The organism is Micromonospora sp. L5 (assembly GCF_000177655.2).
In the GTDB taxonomy this organism is placed as follows: Bacteria; Actinomycetota; Actinomycetes; order Mycobacteriales; family Micromonosporaceae; genus Micromonospora; species Micromonospora aurantiaca.
This window is the reverse complement of record NC_014815.1, coordinates 2,363,382-2,380,207: the sequence shown is the minus strand read 5'-3', so window position 1 is coordinate 2,380,207 and position 16,826 is coordinate 2,363,382. Positions and strand designations below refer to the sequence as shown.

Below are 16,826 nucleotides of genomic sequence, written 5' to 3'. Positions count from 1 at the left end.
GCGCTCGTTAGGGTGGACACATGGCTGTCGTGAAGATCAACGCGATCGACGTCCCGTCCGGCGCCGGCGAGGAGCTGGAGAAGCGGTTCGCGGCCCGGGCCGGCGCGGTGGAGAACTCCCCCGGTTTCCTCGGCTTCGAGCTGCTGCGCCCGGTCGCCGGGGACACCCGCTACTTCGTGTACACGCGCTGCGTGATGTTCAGATAGAGGGATAACTACTTTAGGTAACCACCCCTCTCATGGTCATCAGGCGTCTGACCTGCGGTTTTGCAAGATTTTTTCTTTCACAATCATGATCATGGGAAGACGGCATGCGGCTGGCCGCTGGTAAATGACTGCGGCGCACCCAGGGGTACGGGCACCGGGAGATCAAAAGTCCGTGAGCGTCACGTACGGGGCGAGCAAGGGCACAACCGGCAGACCGAACGAAGCTCCCGAACCGGACATGATTGATCGGTCAACTTAACTATATTAAAGATCATTTCCACAGTGGAGGGTGGACGGTAGGGCTCACGCTCAATGGGAGGGCTCACACTAAGTTGATCTTGGGAAGTCGCAGGTCACCGCTTCTGAAACAAGATCGACGCATAGTGTGCGTAGCGCTCCAAAGCCCAATCGAGCTGAGCGCAGGAGAACCAGTCTCGGCACTGTAGGCACGCTCCTGCTTGCCACGGCCGCTCCGGTGACGGATTCCAGTGAAGGTCCAGAATGCGATGAGCTTCGAAGACTTCCCGGGCTGTGGAGACTGGCTCATCGATTGGCACCGTGACCCCCGTTACTGCGGTACGCCTGACCTCTGGTGACGAACGCTTGCCGGATCGGGTAGAACTCCCCTGCCTTCCCATCAACCCAGGAGGCTCGGCGCACGATGGGGAACCTCTGAACACAGGTCCAGTAGTTCGCCGACTTGCCACAAGAACACTCCGGCGGTAGCCAGAAGCGGAAGATCCGCTTCTTTGGTCTGTGCTCAGTCGGTTCGCGTCGCGCACGTCCCCTACTCATGGCGGTCACCTTCTGTGAGGTTTTCCCTACAACCGCCAACCTACTTCTAACCTTGACTTAAGTCAGACCTTGACATATGTGTGATCTTGTGGTTGTTGCTGACCTAGACTCAAGTCGTGCCGTACGAACAAGCTCAGTACCGAGTGATCGCTGACGCGATCACGAACAAGATTCGGTCAGGTGAGCTGAAACCAGGTGACAAGCTGCCTTCTACTTCGGAGTTGGCAGACATGCACCATGTCTCGTGGGCCACCATCAATCGAGCTTTCGGGCTTCTGCACGATCGTGGCCTTGTGATCGGCCGGCAGGGCAAAGGGATCTACGTCGTGGAACGCGATTAACTGGGGTCTCTAAGGTTCCTGATCCTACCAAGCTCATCGTTATTGCCATTCGGCCTTGGAGGCAGGTCGAAACCCTCTGGCCACACGTGCTGACGACCGGCCCGATAAGAAGCCCGCGCGCCGGTCATATCCAGCGACTTAGCATGGATTCCATGGAAGCTCGTTGCCGCATGGAAAACTGCGTCCTGAAAGATCGCCAAGCCGAACGTCGCCTTATTGGCCGCTAATCGGCCCTTGAACTCGGCACCGGTTGCGAAAAGTGCTTTGCCAAAGAAGGCCCGAGTCATGTCAACGACGCCACCAAACTCCGCGCCCGAAAAGGAGAAGATACCGTCCGCTGAAAAGAATAACCTAAGTGTTGTGCTACCTAGAACGCGAGTGTTCTCTAAGGACAAGTTGCGCGCGGCGCACATATGAAATGGCAGCCTGTCAAGTTCGGCCCCATTCAGGTTCACCTCCATTCCCGGCCAGAAGCTAGCACCTCCGACTGGAAATACCTTTCCGTCTTCATCTGCGAGGTCCTCATAACGTAAGTGTTTCTCTAAGATGCTCATAGCCGTTGCACGCACTTCTTGTTCTTGCTTACGCAACTGGCCTGAATGATGCATCGTGCCGTTGCCATCCGAGAGAAAAGGCATCCGAAGATATGCGCAGATTAAATGCATAATAGTTTGCCTATGCTCGGCGTTGTCCTGCCCTACACGCTCAAGCGCGTACAACGCCGCTAGGCGTACCGCAGCTTTCTCGGAACCCAGTTGCTCGGCTGCTTTGACATAGAGATCAGTAACACGCCGCTCCGCAGCATCGTGCTTTGAGTCGTCCGCAGTTCGGTTCTTGTGCTCTTGGTCAGCGTGGTCGACTCGCTCTTTAACGTACTGCCGACGTAGCGCGAGGAACAAAGCAATCAAGCCACCTGTGCCAGCACCAACCGCAAGAATATTACGAATGACGTCCACTCGCAGTTGCGCTGCGCGAACAGCAAGGTCCGGCGAAGTTATCAGCTTCGCCGGAACCTGGGCCGCGTCCCACATGATCCATGCTGCCGCTGTGGTAATCGCCAAGGCGGCGAACGTCATAACTATGAGGGTCGCCAAATGGATTGGCTTGTACGTCCGTGGCTTTATTGACCTCGGCTTCTTTGACTTCCAATCAGCTATTGCTTTACGCCCACTTCGCCAGACGGCACGGGGGTTGAGTCGCTTCAACCAGGAGGGGGTTTTCGGCATCCCTCCATGATCTCGTATCGATGCGACTGAGGTCTACCCCTGATGAGGCTCGTCCTCAGTCGCTATGACGACACCCGACGCTATAACCGTGATGTTGACTTTCTGAAATTCTGCTGTTGTCGGCCATGAGTTATCATCTCTCGCCGGTAGTCGATGAAACCGAACAATCTCGTTCGCTAGTCGTAATGCTCTGCCACGGAAAGGAAGTGGCCCTAGCTCCCGTTGCGCTATGGCAAAGTTCTCTCGTGTGCCGCGTAGCGCGAACATCTCTAGGGGTACCTGCAATCCTCGCCTCATGCCCGTTTCTCCCGTTCGATTTATGGTTAGGATGGCGCTGCACTGCCTATTAGCTATCGAATTAATAGTTAAGCGAGGTTCCAGAGCTTACAGGTAGGGTCATGATGAAAATACCAAGCCATAATTCCGCCCGGCCCCTCTTCCCACGAACATTGGTCGCTACATGCTGCCGCTCCTGGCGTCGACCGCGCAATAGCTTCTTCTCGGCTTATACCGATTTCCAACAACCTACTTCCTTCGCTCCATAGCGATTCCTCTAGGCAGCTACCTCCGATGTAGTTCCTAGCGATAGGCCGAATCTCAGAGCCGTATTCGGTCGACACAAGAGCAAGAAACGGCACCTCATCTACGTACCGAACAGGCAAACCGTCTTCGCTCTTGCAGAGAAATAGAGCATAGGATTTGGGCAGAGCCGGAACTAGCTGAACAATCCGAAGAGAACCCACTATCAAACCTCTCAGATGGAACGATTCGAAGTACCTGCGCGGTAATTCCGATAAAGCTCGGGGTGTTCTGAGGCAACCTTGTAAACCGCCTCAATGTATGAGCACTTGGCTTCTTGGATCTCGGTTTCGACAAGTTCTAAGAATGTCGCGGTTTGGCGCTGCACGTAATACGCCTGAGTAAGACGAGCGGACTCATCAAGCTGCGCTTGGTGTTTCGCTAGGTATTCCTCTAAAGTCACTTGCCCAGCTCCTTTGCTTCACGCTGAACCATTTCGTACAGCCCTTCCCACGAGTCGGCAAGCATGATTCGCGTCCTAAGAGCAACCCAGTTCCGCATGTTTGCTTCGTCCTCTTCGCTGAGAGAGGCGAACCACTGATCGGCTCTCTCGACTTCCTCTGTTGTTAGCTCGTCGGGCATGTATTGAATGATGTATTCTTTAGTCACTTGCTCTCTCCATTCTCCGCAGCGAACTTTTCCTCTGCGGAATCCTCGCCCAACGTGTCGATGATCCGTTGTTCTAGCCGGTCCACCCGGCGTAGAATGGATTCGATAACGGCTACCTGGCTCTTGTGGTGTTGAGGCCACGCGCCCAAACGGTCGAGAACTGACACAGTTATTTCTCCTCATCAATCGGGTTTCCACGTCCTGCGTGGAGGTCCATAAGAAACTCTCGTGCATCGTGTCGCACAAGCGGATTCTCTGCGGCAATAGCTAGGTCGAAAATCGTCATGTACGCGGCAGGAACGGTTTCGCGTATAAGCCGTTCCGCCCGTGCAATAGGTTCTTCGCCCGGGTGAAGTTGTTCTTCTAGGTCTAGGGCTTCGCAGTGCGCAAGGATGACCGGATCGAAGTCCACACCTTGACACTCTCGCTCGATAAATTCGTCATCATTCATTAAGAGTGCCGCCTCCTTTCCTGTCTCCGGTGCTCAGCACTCGTCATCTGACCGACGTGTATCCCGAAACAAAACCTGCAATCGTAGGCGATTAAAGGCCGCTCTGGTCGATCCGGTCGAGACTCCAAATCGTTGATCACCTCTTGCGCTGCTTCAATGCTCGTGAACCTCTGTTTCCGGTCGCACATTCTCCGGTAGTCGTACCTCTGATACTTGTTCATCACTCCCCCCACAGTGGTGGCAATCCTCTAAGACTGCTAGAAGCAGATGCCCTAACCGACTATTCGGATCAACGGTCTTCAGATACTCGTTAGGAATACACCACTCATGAGGATTCGAAATAACTTCCATCTATCGTCCTCCGCTTCTTGAAAGCCTCATTCCATTCAGTGCTGTAGTCGTGTGAGACTTCAACACTGACGGAAGGTTGGGCATTGAGGCCGAGCAAGTTCACATAGAGCTGGACGGCTTTGGCGTGTGCTTGCATATCGCTCGGTGCCAGCGTCTCAAGGTATCTATTCCGGGTTACCCGTACCAAGTCTTCTAGGGATTCAGCAAGGCTTTCGCGACGCTCACTGATTGTCGCTTCTATACTCGGGCCGGCTAGCCTGTGGTTCTTTATGATGTTGAGAACCTGCACGTGACTCATATCGAATATTTGGCCGATTTTGCGTGTGGACAATCCTTCTTCGACACGTAGCCTGATGATCTCGTCATTGCGGTTGATCCGGTCTAGCTCACCTCCGCTCATCCCTCTGACCTCCTTACTATCGGCCACTCTTCGGAAACCACGTAGGTTCTCTTCTTGCTGTCAACGGCGGTCACGTATCCCGACTTCTCCAAAGCGGTGACCTTGGTATAAGCCTGTGTCTTCCCGATGTCGTATAGCGTCCGGCAGAATTCGACTAGCTCGCTCTTGGTTACATAGCCCGTTCCATACGTGTCTAGTAACCGCTGGTGAAGCATCAAGCCTGTGTAAGCCGCACTGGCCTTTCCGGTTGTCTTCGCTTCGGCCAGTTCTTCAAGTGGTGTCATCTCCCAGGAAAGCGGCCCGTCGTAGTCGCCTAAGTCTTCGTTGAATGCGCCGACGGTGAAATCCAAAGCGAACCGTCGTGAGTACCCGCGTCGGGAGCCATATTCCACAGCGAGGCGAGCGATACCCGCTAACCTGTCGTATGGCTCTCGGTGCGTGTGCAATATCCAAGAGTCAGCCCATTGGGACATGCCCGCTTGGCTAATCTCGTCCAGGTCTAGACGTTGCTCTGTCGTCTGTTTCTGGCTCGGCTTCTTCATGTGGTCAGGAATGAACAAGGCACGGTCATGCCCGATAAGCAAGTCAAGTTCGGCCAACATCTTTCCGCGTGAATAGAGGTTCTGCGCCTCAATCCCCTGTGGGTGGTATGCATAAAGCGGGTCTAGGAAGAATCCCAACGGGTTGACTTCACTCTTAGCCGCTTCGACCGCTTCGGCGAACTCAGGCGAGTTAACCGGTGCTGTCTCCGCTATGGCGAAAACGTTGCTGTCTTTGGGCTTGATTCCGTATGCCTGGCAGATGCGGTTGTGTCGACGCTGCCAGCCTTCATAACCGCCTTCACCTATGAAGTAGAGAACCGGACCGCTTCTAATGACCGGGAACCTGCCGAGATAATCAACCCCTGAGCCGATGGCGATTGCCAAAGCCTGAGCGTTGTAAGTTTTGAAGGTCTTGCTGCCGCCCGCAATCGGGCCGTGAGAACCTTCCTCCCATACGTTCTTTACTAACCATCTGCGCGGAGGTAGTGGCTTATCGTGGTCGGATGGACTCCGGATAATCCATGTCCGCGCTTTGGGCTTTGCCTCATGGGGCGCCGCTTCGTTCTTGGCAGCTTTGGTCGTCGTTATAGTCGGCTTTTCGGGGCATCCTGCGGCTTCGCATGTTTGGCCTTCATGGTTGTGTTTGGCGAATGCTCGGTTGATAGTCCTCTCTAAGTAGCGCTGCGCTCCTGTGGCGTCAAGGTGAGCATGCTCTTGGGTGAGCTTGGCAATGGTCGGCTCGTGGAGTGTGAGCGCGTAATGAGTTTGTGCCCGTGTGAGTCCGTTTTCGGCTGCCAGATACGCGAGGTGGGAACTTCGCTTGTGACGTCCGGTGCCATCATCGGTGGCGGCCTGGTCGTCGGCTAGCAGCTCCACAAGCCACGTGTAGGCGTCTACGTTGAAAGCCTCGGGTTCGCCTAGCTCAGTAGCGTCGGCGGTATTGGCTGCTCTCCTGCTTTCCAACCACGCTAACCATGCTTCGGGAAGCTCCGGGAAGTCAGTTGGCCTAGGAGGGCTGCTAAGCGTTTGCCCGCTTGCGCCGAACCACCGGTATTGAGTACCTGTCTTCGGGTTGATGGAAGGCCAAACACGTGCCCATCTCCATCCGTGCCTAATGAGGTCTACGTCTTTCCCGACGTTCGGCAAGTTCTCAGTTGAGAATCCGGCAGGTACGCGAAAGAACCGAATACCCGACTTGCCATACCCACGGGCTGTGGACATCGGTCCCACAGGCAACGGTCCTAGTTCGGCTTCTAGCTTTCCTAGGGTTTCCGCTCCCCGCTTGTCGCCGTAGTCGTCTACGTCGACACCAACGACATCAGAAGGTAGCGGTAATCCCGTTCCGGCATCCGGGTAATCCCGGACTAGCTCCCGAACCTGATTAGGTGTCGGGTTGATCCGCGAACTTCCGGTTAAGCCTCTCGGGACTTTGCCAATCTCGCCATTGATGTCGGTCGGAATTACCGACGGCCAGTTACCTAGGTAAATCCTCGCGGCCTTGCCGTAGCCATGGATATCTGTGTCACCCATTGGGTACGCTTCTCCTAGAGCATCAGTCAAGCGTCACGGTTACTCTGTCGGGAGTCGTGGCGCTTGATGCTTTTGTGGGTGGGCTACGTGCGTTCATTGTTGAATCCGTTCGTTTGAGCGCTGCTTTAAGGATTTGTGCTTTAGAGGGTTGGTGGCTCAGGTCTTTCTACTTTCGGCCGTTGCCAAGCTTCCCGAGCATCAATTGCCATCTTGATGCAGTCACGAACTACATCACTTGTCGGCACGGAATCACGTTCCGAAAGTTGCTTGATTCGGTTCTTTATCTCTGGGCTAACTCTGACTGTCACAACCGGATCGGTCGCCATTTCTCACCTCCCTGCCGGTACGTGTTCAATCGTATTCGGCCGTATGCCAGGTGCCAAGATCATCGGGACTGGTCAGACCGTAGGTACGATTTCTGCACCAACCGGGGTTGATCTTGCACGCTCCGTGTTTCCGGTGGACATTCCGGGCACCGGAAAACCGCAGGTCAGAGCGTTGGGCCGGACGGTCGGGCCGGAAAGGTTGAGCGGCCGGAAGGAAACCGGAAAGAGCCGGAAAGCGGCCGGAAAACCGCAGGTCAGAGACTTCCGGCTGCCTTCCGGATTCCATCGATCGCCACGGTTTTCCGGTTTTCCGGCCGACCCCTTTAGGGGGAGGCCGGAAGAACCTCGGGCCGGAACCGGAAACGTCAAGAGTGTTAGACGGTAGACGGAAGTTACCGATTTTCGATTTGATGAGTGGCGAACTAAGCAATCCCGCACTTCACCAACTCTGAAAACGACTAACCATGATCAGCTAAACCTTGGGTTCCGGCTGTCCGCTGCCAATCCGAAGACCGGGGGGTGTCCAGGTCTGCCCGTACCGCCCGATCGTGGCTCTCCGTGGCTCTCAGAGGGCCGGAGATAGCTTCTGCACACGCGGCACACGTCGCCCGTGCCGTCCGGGTTGGTGGTCGCCCTGCCCGCTGTGGGGATGGGTCGCGCTCGTGATGGACTGCGCCGGGGAATGGGTGCTAGCGTCCAATCGGGCCCGGAAGTGTGTTGTTGACACCGGCCAGTTTCGGGCCCACTTAGGTCATTTCGTGGCGATGGAACCGAACGGGTTTTCCCTCCTTTCAAGTGTCACGTCGGCTCTTTCGGTTCTTCTTCCCAGCGCCACTAGCTTTGCCCAAGCGCAGCAAAGCCGCTCAACCCTGATGAGGTTGAGCGGCTTTGTTGTTTCTGTCAGTCGTGCGGATTCATACTGAGCCGGCTCTCTACCCAGTGAATCACTACCCGTTCTTCTGCGGGTTTGCGTTGGCCGCGACCTGCGGGCATAACGTCGATCCCGTCAAGAAGGGCACCGGAACGCAAGAACTCTCGCTTCTCAGCGAGGCTCATGTCATCCCACTTTTCGGGGTTGCTGACCAACTTGCCCACGATCGGCAGGACACGACCGGCCCGAAGCTGTGCTTCTAGCGCTTGAATCTGTGGTTCTAGGTCCGCCTCAATCTGAGCGAGCATGACAATAGAGAGCTTCTTTGTGCCCGGTGGGGGACGTAGGTATTGCTCGCGTGCCTGGTCGAGCTGTTCGGTAAGTTCGGCCAACTGTGCCTTAGTGGCTTCCCGCTCGTCGTTCTGCTCAGTCTCGCTCGTCAGCGTCACCGAGATAAGCCGCTGCTTGATTTCGGCCGAAAGGTAATCATCAAGCATCTGTCGCGGAATCGATGTGCAGTGGTTGTCCTTGCACATGTAGACCGGGTAACCGTTGTTCGTGTGAGCCTTCATCAGCGCTTCACAGACGCCACACGTCGCGATGTGCGAAGACAAGTGCTTGACTGCCGTGTCCCTGTGGTTTTTCCTGGCAGGATCACTGAGCTTGTCCATGCACGTTTGCCACGTGCTCTCATCGAGGATGGCAGGCCAAACGGCGTCCACGAGCCTTCCGGTAGTGACACCTCGCTTGCGGTCAACCTTCGGAATGTGGATTCGCTTGCCGATGTACGCAGGGTTGGTGATGATCTTCTTGAGTTTCGTGATATCCCAACGGGCACTACTAGGTGCCGGAATTCCCCGAAGGTTGAAGTCTTGGCACACTGCCCACAGGCTTTCCCCTTCCGATACCCGCTTTGCTGCTTCCCTGATTACTTCGGCCTGGTCTTCGTTGATGTGCTGAGCGACGAACTTGCGGCGCACCCCACCTCGCCGATCTTCGATGATCTCATACTCACGCTTAAAGCCGTACTGAGTTCGGCCATGAGGCATTCCGTCGTCCGCGTTAGCGTTCATGGCACGGCGTACGCGCTCCCCGATTTTCTCGGACTCATATGCCGAATCTACGCCATCTTCGGCTAGGTTCTTCCAATCACGTCCCACGCTCAGGTCGTAGGTACGCCGATCCTTGACGACATGAATACGGATTCGGTAAGTGCGGCACATGGCAAGGAGCGTGAACCACTCGATAGGCTCGCGAGATCCACGCGAGGATTCCCACAATATAAGGACATCTGGCCTGTGCCGTTCTAGGTATTCCACCATCGCCCGATACTGCGGACGGTCTTTCGATGCGAATCGGGATGCTGAGCGGTCATTCTCAGGAAAGACGGCAGCGACCGTCCACCCCTCATAATCGGCGGAGTCTCGGCACTCGGATTCCTGCTCGCCTACTGATCGGCCATTACGTTCGTCGTCTTTTGAGACTCGGCAGTAAATGACAGCAGACATTGCACGTACAGCGGTTAGCCCTGGTCGCGTCGCCCTCATGAGTCAATGTTACTTCTCTAGCTGTACTTCACGTGGGAGACCGAGGAGGCGTACCAGGCGTGGGCGCAGGGCCCGTCCCGGGCCGCGCACGCCGAGGGCGGCGAACCCCGCAAGCCCGTCGCCACCGGCGCCACCCTGCTGGAGTTCGAGGTCGTCCAGCAGGTCCCCGCCAAACCCTGACCCGCCCTCCCCCGTCCCGGCCCTCGGGCCCTCCCGGCCCCCGGCCTTCCCCGTCGATCATGAAGTTGACGGCGTTCGCGGTCCGAATTGTCGCCGCCAACCTCATGATCGTCGGAGTGAGGGCGGGAGCGAGAGCGTCGGGCAGCGGTCAGCTCGCCAGGGACGCGAAGACGATCACGTTGTCCTGGTAGCCGGTACGGCCGCCGACCCACTCGCCGCCGCAGGTGATCAGGCGCAGCTCGGCCGGACCCGAGTCGCCGTAGACCCGGGCGGCGGGCAGGTTCGCCTTGTCGAAGTACTCGACGCTGTCCACCTTGAAGGTCACCACGCTGCGGTCGGCGCGGGTCACCTGGATCCGGGCGCCGGGCTTGAGCGAGCGCAGCCGGTAGAAGACGGCCGGCCCGCTCTTGGTGTCGACGTGACCCACGATGATCGCCCGGCCCGGGTCGCCGGGCATCGCTCCCCTGTCGTACCAGCCGGTCTGGTCGTGCTCGGTCAGCGGCGGTACGTCCACCGAGCCGTCCTTCGCCTGCCCGACCGGGGTGACCGGCGCGTTGACCTTGATGGCCGGCACCGCCAGGCGTACCGGCCGGCTCGCCGGCTTCCGGACCGGGGCGGCGGCACTCGCCGGGGCCACCGCGCCCGACCCGTTCGACCGGCTCGACCCGGTGGACGCGTCGGCGAAGTCGAACGGCCCCGCCGTGCGCCCGAGCCCGGCCCCGGTGGCGAACACACCGACCAGCACCAGCACCACTGCCAGCGGCTTCGACCAGGAACCCCGGCCCCGGTCCCGCCCGCCCGGCGACGCCGGTGGCGGTTCGACGGGCGGCGGCCCGGCGGGCCGGGGACGCAGGGCCGGCGGATCGGCCGACGGCGGGTACCACGGTCGCGACGCGGCGGGCGGCGGCATCCACGGCCGCGACCCGGAGACCGGCAGGGCCGACGACCCGGTCCCGGCGGCCGGCCTCTCCCCCGAGCGCGGGCCGGTCCGGGGCGCGGCGGCCGGGTCAGCCATGGAGAACCGGGCGACCTCGGCAGGCGGGCCGGCCCGGGACGGGCGGGCGGCGTCGGCCGGTGGCGCGGCGGGCGGGGGCAGTGCCAGGAACGGCCGGCCGGAGCGCCGTGCTCCGGCGGGCGGCGGAACGAAGTGCTCGGCCATGACCGGCCTCAGCGTCCGGCGGCGCCGCGGGCGTGCCGGCGGGACGCGGCCACGCCGAGCCCGGCGCCGACCACTGTCACCGCCAGCCCCACCGGCACCAGCAGGCCGCCGAGCCCGGGGCCGGCGGTGCCGCCGAATCCGGTCGCCGGACCACGGCTGGGCAGGTGACTGGGCGGGTGGGTCGGCTGCCGGGTGGGCTGCCCCTGCTTGACCACCTGGAGCATGGTGGAGGCGGTCTCCCCACCCGGGCACTCCAGCTTCACGCGGTAGTTGCCGGGCCGGGTGCGCTCGTGGACCATCGGCGAGGCGGTGAGCAGGCCGCGCTGCGGCTGCACCTGGATCCTGCCGAACGCGTCCGAGGTCACGATCGCCGGCACGGTGTTGTTCCGGCAGCTCGCCCGGATGCCGACGAGGTAGCCGGGCGAGACGGTGCCCGGGGTGACCTCCACGAAGATCACGTCGGCCGGGGGCTGTTCCGGCACCGGCTCGGCGGCGCGCGGCGCGGCCTGGGCGGGCAGCGCGCCGACCAGCGGGGCGGCGCACGCGGCGACCGCGACCAGCAGCGCCTCACGTACCCTGAACGACCCCATGACCCCTCCCGGCGTACGGGATGAATCCTCTCACCCCCGGCCGCACATCACATCCGATCCGGGTCGCGTAGGCTCGGGTCGCTGTGACCCTCCCCGACATCGCCGCCGGCCGCATCCGTACCTTCCATCCGCGTCGCGGACGGATGAGCGAGCGGCAGCGCGACGCGCTCACCCGGCTCTGGCCCGCGTACGGCCTCGAGATCGCCGCCCTCGACGGGCCGTGCGATCCGACGGCGCTGTTCGGACGACGGGCGCCGCTGGTGCTGGAGATCGGCTCCGGCATGGGCGACGCCACCGCCGCGATGGCGGCGGCCGACCGGGACCGACACTATCTGGCGGTCGAGGTCCATACGCCGGGAATCGCCAACCTGCTCGACCTGGTGGAACGCCACGGTCTGGACAACGTGCGGGTGGCCGAGGGCGACGCGCTGGACCTGGTCCGCGCCATGCCGGAGGGCTGCCTGGACGCGGTGCACGTCTTCTTCCCGGACCCGTGGCCGAAGACGCGCCACCACAAGCGGCGGATCATCGCGCCGGCGCACGTGGCGCTGCTGCGGTCCCGGCTGGCTCCGGGCGGCACGCTGCACTGCGCGACCGACTGGGCCGAGTACGCCGAGTCGATGCGCGAGACGCTCACCGCCGACCCGGAGCTGGTCGACGTGTACGGCGGTTACGCGCCCCGTCCGGCGCACCGGCCGGTGACGAAGTTCGAGCGGCGCGCGCTGACCGCGGGCCGGGAGGTCTTCGACCTGATCCACCGGCGGCGCTGAACCCGGTGCGCTGAACCCGGTTGGCGCGGCGTGGTGTGATCCAGGCACGATGGGAGCCGCCATGACTCTCACCGCCGCGCTGCCGAAGACCGCCGATCCCGACACCCTCTACGACGCGTTCGCCTCCTGGGCGTCCGAGCGCGGCCTGGACCTCTATCCCCATCAGGAGGAGGCGGTCATCGAGATCGTCTCCGGCGCGAACGTGATCATGAATACGCCGACCGGCTCGGGCAAGAGCCTGGTGGCGATCGCGGCGCACTTCGCGGCGCTGGCCGACGACCGGACGACCTTCTACACCGCGCCGATCAAGGCGCTGGTCTCGGAGAAGTTCTTCGCGCTCTGCGAGGTCTTCGGCGCGGAGAACGTCGGCATGCTCACCGGCGACGCCAGCGTCAACGCGGACGCGCCGATCATCTGCTGCACCGCGGAGATCCTGGCCAACCTGGCGCTGCGCGAGGGCCGCCGCGCCGACGTCGGCCAGGTGATCATGGACGAGTTCCACTTCTACGCCGAGCCGGACCGCGGCTGGGCCTGGCAGGTGCCGCTGATCGAGCTGCCGCAGGCCCAGTTCGTGCTGATGTCCGCCACGCTCGGCGACACCACCCGCTTCGTCGACGACCTGACCCGGCGCACCGGGCGGCCGACCGCCGTCGTCCGCTCGGCCGAGCGGCCGGTCCCGCTCCTCTTCTCGTACGCGACCACGCCGCTGCACGAGACGCTGGAGGAACTGCTGGAGACCAAGCAGGCCCCGGTGTACGTCGTGCACTTCACGCAGGCCGCCGCGCTGGAACGCGCCCAGGCGCTGATGAGCGTGAACGTCTGCACCCGCGCCGAGAAGGACATGATCGCGAGCGCGATCGGCAACTTCCGGTTCACCTCCGGCTTCGGCAAGACGCTGTCCCGGCTGGTCCGCCACGGCATCGGCGTGCACCACGCCGGCATGCTCCCGAAGTACCGCCGCCTGGTCGAGACGCTCGCCCAGGCCGGCCTGCTCAAGGTCATCTGCGGTACGGACACGCTCGGCGTCGGCATCAACGTGCCGATCCGTACCGTGCTGTTCACCGGCCTGAGCAAGTACGACGGCACCCGCACCCGGCTGCTCAAGGCCCGCGAGTTCCACCAGATCGCCGGCCGGGCCGGGCGGGCCGGGTTCGACACGCTGGGCCGGGTCGTGGTGCAGGCCCCCGAGCACGTGATCGAGAACGAGAAGGCACTCGCGAAGGCCGGTGACGACCCGAAGAAGCGCCGCAAGGTGGTGAAGAAGAAGCCGCCGGAGGGCTCGATCGGCTGGGGCGAGCCGACGTTCCAGCGGCTCGTCGAGGCCGAGCCGGAACCGCTCACCTCCAGCTTCCAGGTCAGCCACTCGATGCTGCTCAACGTGATCGGCCGCCCCGGCGACGCGTTCGCCTCGATGCGGCACCTGCTCACCGACAACCACGAGGACCCGGCCGCGCAGCGCCGGCACATCCGCCGGGCCATCGCCATCTACCGGGCGCTGCGCGCGGGCGGCGTGGTCGAGGAGCTGCCCGAGCCGGACGAGACCGGCCGCCGGGTACGCCTCACCGTCGACCTCCAGCTCGACTTCGCGCTGAACCAGCCGCTGTCACCGCTGGCGCTGGCCACCGTCGAGCTGCTCGACCGGGAGTCGCCGTCGTACGCGCTCGACGTGCTCAGCGTGATCGAGTCGATCCTGGACGACCCCCGCCAGGTACTGTCCGCGCAGCAGTTCAAGGCCCGCGGCGAGGCGGTCGCCGCGATGAAGGCCGAAGGCATCGAGTACGAGGCGCGCCTCGAACTGCTCGACGACGTGACCTGGCCCAAGCCGCTGGCGGAGCTGCTGGACTCCGCGTACGAGATGTACCGGCAGGGACACCCCTGGGTGGCCGACCACCAGCTCTCCCCCAAGTCCGTGGTCCGGGACATGTACGAGCGGGCCATGACGTTCCCCGAGTACGTCCAGTTCTACGGGCTGTCCCGGTCCGAGGGGCTGGTGCTGCGGTACCTCGCCGACGCGTACAAGACGCTGCGGCAGACCGTCCCCGAGGACGCGAAGACCGAGGAGCTGGTCGACCTCATCGAGTGGCTGGGCGAGCTGGTCCGCCAGGTCGACTCCAGCCTGATCGACGAGTGGGAGCGGCTGCGCAACCCGTCGGACGTGGCCGAGGTGGCCGCCTCGCTGGACGACCGGCCGCCGGCGGTGACCCGCAACGCGCGGGCGTTCCGGGTGCTGGTGCGCAACGCGATGTTCCGTCGCGTCGAGCTGGCCGCGCTGCGCCGCTGGGACCTGCTCGGCGAGCTGGACGCGGGCGACGGCTGGAACGCCGACGCCTGGGCGGACGCGCTGGAGCCGTACTTCGAGGCGTACGACTCGATCGGTGTGGGGCCGGACGCGCGCGGGCCGGCGCTGCTGATGATCGAGCAGGGCCGCGAGCGGTGGACCGTCCGGCAGATCCTGGACGACCCGGACGGCGACCACGACTGGGGCATCAGCGCCGAGATCGACCTGGCCGCCTCGGACGAGACAGGCGCGGCGGTGGTCCGCGTCACCGACGTCGGCCAGTTGTAGCGGCGTCGGCTGACGTACCCGCGGGGGCGGAACCGGTCCGGTTCCGCCCCCGCGATCGTGTCCGATCAGTCGCGCGGGGCCTGGAACGCCACGCGACGACGACGGAACACGACGAACAGGACCGCGCCGGCCGCGAGCACGGCGGCGCCGACACCGGCGAGCGTGGCCGCCGGCGCACCGGTGATCGGCAGGCCGCCGCCGGTGCCACCGCTGCCGTCTCCGGAGCCACCGGTGCCCGGGCCGCCGTTGCCGACGGCGACGACGATGCGAGCGGTGTTGTTCGCCGGCTTCGACTCGGTCGAGGACGTGGCGCCGTCGACCACGATCGTGCCGTCGGTACCCGGCGTCGACTTGATCTTCAGCTGCACGGTGGGCTTGATCCGGCCGTAGCCGGAGGCCACGCTCGGGAACTCGCTCTCGAAGTTGCACCGCAGCTTCGCCGACTCGGGCAACGTCGTGCCCGGCTGGCCGTCGGTGTAGCACCACTCGCTGGGCAGCAGGACGGTGCCGCTCGGTGCGGTGATGAGGACACCGGGGCCGCCGCCGTCGGACGGGCCGTGGTTGACGACCTCGTAGGTGAGGTCGACGGTCTGGCCGACCGTCCCCTTCACCGGCGCGGCGGTGACGGCGACGTCGAGGCTGTTCTTCTTGCTCCAGAACCGGAAGTCGGCGTAGTTGTCCGACTCGTCGAGCTCGCGCTCCACGACGGCCTTGCGGGCCTGACCCGCCTTGACCGCCTTGGCGTGCAGCTTCTCGGCGGCGGTGGCGAACGACGGGCCGTTGCCCTTGGTCGCCGCGGCCTTCTTCGCCGTCTCCGCCTCACCGGCCAGCGCGGTGCTGAACAGGGCGTAGTTCTCGTCCGGGCCCGGCAGGTTGCGGCCGAACGTGATGTTGAACAGCGACTCGCCCGTCTCGTCGTCGAACAGCAGCAGCCCCTCGCCGGGCTTGAGCGTCAGCGGCACCGTGCAGGTGACCTGGCTCGGCCCGTATACGTACGGCGGACCGCTGGCCTTCGGGTAGTAGCCGACGTAGGTGCAGTCGCTGTACCGCTCGACGAAGGTGGCGCCGGTGGGCAGGTCGACCCGGACGGTGAAGTCGGTCGCCGGGCTGTCGCCCTCGTTGAGCACACCGCTGTAGAGCGGGACCCGGTCGCCCTCACCGACCGGCTTGGACTTGTCGTTCAGGTCGTCGGCGGCGGCGACCAGATCGGGGCCCGAGGCGCGGATCGTGACCGGGAAGCTGATCGTGTTGTCGCCGGGGTTGGCGTCGTCCTGTGCGCCGGCGATGGTCACGCCGACCGAACCGGCGTCACCGGGGGTCGCACCGGTGCGGCTGGCCAGCGAGAGCGGATAGATGAGATCGGTCTGGCCGGCCACCAGGCCACCGACGGTGCAGGTGACCTTCCCCGCCGCGAGCTTGCAGGAGTCGTTCCAGTCCGGCACCGAGGCGACCACGTCGGACGACAGCTTGCCCAGGTCGAGCGTGACGGTCACCGCCGTCGCGTCGGCCTGGCCGTAGTTGTAGACGTACATCCCGACCGTGGTGCCACTGTTGTCGATCTCCGCGACGGGGTCGCTGCTGAAGGACACGAACAGGTCGGGCAGTTCGTCGGCGGCGTGCGCCGGGGTCGACGGGGCGAAGAGCGCGGTCGTGGCCAGCAGCGCCGCGGCGGCGGCGAGGCGGGGCCATCGGGCCGTGAGGGATCGCATGGGTACTCCGGGAGAGAGGTGTGGAAGAACCGCACTCTAGGGGACGGATCGATCGCGCGGTGTCCCGTCCGGATCGGC

At 62.7% G+C, this 16,826-nt stretch carries 12 protein-coding genes and 2 pseudogenes; 5 read left to right on the top strand and 9 right to left on the bottom strand.

Annotated features, from left to right (window positions below; translation table 11 throughout):
* Positions 1 to 20: 20 nt before the first annotated feature.
* Both ML5_RS11415 and ML5_RS31500 read left to right on the top strand, forming a co-directional pair.
* Positions 21 to 185, top strand: a pseudogene (locus ML5_RS11415) (antibiotic biosynthesis monooxygenase); the annotation flags it as partial.
* Between the two features lie 932 nt (positions 186 to 1,117).
* A complete protein-coding gene (locus tag ML5_RS31500) occupies positions 1,118 to 1,342 on the top strand; it encodes a winged helix-turn-helix domain-containing protein (protein WP_013474798.1) in 225 nt (74 codons plus the stop codon).
* On the opposite strand, the gene ML5_RS31980 is transcribed toward ML5_RS31500, so the two are convergent.
* The 6 genes from ML5_RS31980 to ML5_RS31490 form a co-directional block, all read right to left on the bottom strand.
* The gene (locus ML5_RS31980; protein ID WP_143766934.1) at positions 1,339 to 2,418 is read right to left on the bottom strand and encodes a pentapeptide repeat-containing protein; all 1,080 of its coding nucleotides are present in this window, start codon (positions 2,416 to 2,418) and stop codon (positions 1,339 to 1,341) included. The genes ML5_RS31500 and ML5_RS31980 overlap by 4 nt on opposite strands.
* 1,128 nt (positions 2,419 to 3,546) lie before the next feature.
* A complete protein-coding gene (locus tag ML5_RS11410; RefSeq protein WP_013474796.1) occupies positions 3,547 to 3,756 on the bottom strand; it encodes a hypothetical protein in 210 nt (69 codons plus the stop codon).
* A gap of 169 nt (positions 3,757 to 3,925) precedes the next feature.
* Positions 3,926 to 4,207, bottom strand: a complete 282-nt coding sequence (locus tag ML5_RS31975; protein ID WP_143766933.1) for a hypothetical protein — start codon at positions 4,205 to 4,207, stop codon at positions 3,926 to 3,928.
* A gap of 325 nt (positions 4,208 to 4,532) precedes the next feature.
* Positions 4,533 to 4,958 carry a hypothetical protein gene (locus tag ML5_RS31970; RefSeq protein WP_013474795.1) on the bottom strand — a complete coding sequence of 142 codons (426 nt, stop codon included), beginning with the start codon at positions 4,956 to 4,958 and terminating at the stop codon, positions 4,533 to 4,535.
* On the bottom strand, positions 4,955 to 7,030 hold the full coding sequence (locus ML5_RS31495; RefSeq protein WP_013474794.1) for a bifunctional DNA primase/polymerase: 2,076 nt from the start codon (positions 7,028 to 7,030) through the stop codon (positions 4,955 to 4,957). Before ML5_RS31495 ends, ML5_RS31970 begins: the two co-directional genes overlap by 4 nt.
* A gap of 1,226 nt (positions 7,031 to 8,256) precedes the next feature.
* The gene (locus ML5_RS31490; protein WP_168168215.1) at positions 8,257 to 9,735 is read right to left on the bottom strand and encodes a recombinase family protein; all 1,479 of its coding nucleotides are present in this window, start codon (positions 9,733 to 9,735) and stop codon (positions 8,257 to 8,259) included.
* 60 nt (positions 9,736 to 9,795) lie between these two features.
* Here ML5_RS31490 and ML5_RS31485 point away from each other — a divergent pair.
* A pseudogene (locus tag ML5_RS31485) lies at positions 9,796 to 9,954 on the top strand (antibiotic biosynthesis monooxygenase); the annotation flags it as partial.
* Positions 9,955 to 10,102: 148 nt separating this feature from the next.
* Here the strand turns inward: ML5_RS31485 and ML5_RS11385 are convergent.
* Together ML5_RS11385 and ML5_RS11380 are read right to left on the bottom strand one after the other, a co-directional pair.
* Positions 10,103 to 10,807 (bottom strand): class F sortase, encoded by a 705-nt coding sequence (locus ML5_RS11385; protein ID WP_236619436.1) that lies wholly within the window; start codon positions 10,805 to 10,807, stop codon positions 10,103 to 10,105.
* 314 nt (positions 10,808 to 11,121) lie between these two features.
* Positions 11,122 to 11,703 carry a hypothetical protein gene (locus tag ML5_RS11380; protein WP_013285346.1) on the bottom strand — a complete coding sequence of 194 codons (582 nt, stop codon included), beginning with the start codon at positions 11,701 to 11,703 and terminating at the stop codon, positions 11,122 to 11,124.
* A gap of 143 nt (positions 11,704 to 11,846) precedes the next feature.
* Between ML5_RS11380 and trmB the strand changes: the two genes are divergently transcribed.
* Both trmB and ML5_RS11370 read left to right on the top strand, forming a co-directional pair.
* Positions 11,847 to 12,473 (top strand): tRNA (guanosine(46)-N7)-methyltransferase TrmB, encoded by a 627-nt coding sequence (trmB, locus tag ML5_RS11375; protein WP_221489093.1) that lies wholly within the window; start codon positions 11,847 to 11,849, stop codon positions 12,471 to 12,473.
* Positions 12,474 to 12,534: 61 nt separating this feature from the next.
* A complete protein-coding gene (locus tag ML5_RS11370; RefSeq protein ID WP_013474791.1) occupies positions 12,535 to 15,039 on the top strand; it encodes an RNA helicase in 2,505 nt (834 codons plus the stop codon).
* Positions 15,040 to 15,104: 65 nt separating this feature from the next.
* On the opposite strand, the gene ML5_RS11365 is transcribed toward ML5_RS11370, so the two are convergent.
* Entirely contained in the window at positions 15,105 to 16,748 is a 1,644-nt protein-coding gene (locus ML5_RS11365) for a hypothetical protein (RefSeq protein ID WP_013474790.1), read from the bottom strand.
* Positions 16,749 to 16,826: the final 78 nt, after the last annotated feature.

Bases quoted from the DNA above. Each gene is read 5' to 3' on its own strand.
- ML5_RS31975 (WP_143766933.1), bottom strand. From the start codon at position 4,207: ATGAATGATGACGAATTTATCGAGCGAGAGTGTCAAGGTGTGGACTTC.
- ML5_RS11380 (WP_013285346.1), bottom strand. From the start codon at position 11,703: ATGGGGTCGTTCAGGGTACGTGAGGCGCTGCTGGTCGCGGTCGCCGCG.
- ML5_RS31495 (WP_013474794.1), bottom strand. From the start codon at position 7,030: ATGGGTGACACAGATATCCATGGCTACGGCAAGGCCGCGAGGATTTAC.
- ML5_RS11365 (WP_013474790.1), bottom strand. From the start codon at position 16,748: ATGCGATCCCTCACGGCCCGATGGCCCCGCCTCGCCGCCGCCGCGGCG.
- trmB (WP_221489093.1), top strand. From the start codon at position 11,847: ATGAGCGAGCGGCAGCGCGACGCGCTCACCCGGCTCTGGCCCGCGTAC.
- ML5_RS31980 (WP_143766934.1), bottom strand. From the start codon at position 2,418: ATGACGTTCGCCGCCTTGGCGATTACCACAGCGGCAGCATGGATCATG.
- ML5_RS11370 (WP_013474791.1), top strand. From the start codon at position 12,535: ATGACTCTCACCGCCGCGCTGCCGAAGACCGCCGATCCCGACACCCTC.
- ML5_RS31970 (WP_013474795.1), bottom strand. From the start codon at position 4,958: ATGAGCGGAGGTGAGCTAGACCGGATCAACCGCAATGACGAGATCATC.
- ML5_RS31490 (WP_168168215.1), bottom strand. From the start codon at position 9,735: ATGTCTGCTGTCATTTACTGCCGAGTCTCAAAAGACGACGAACGTAAT.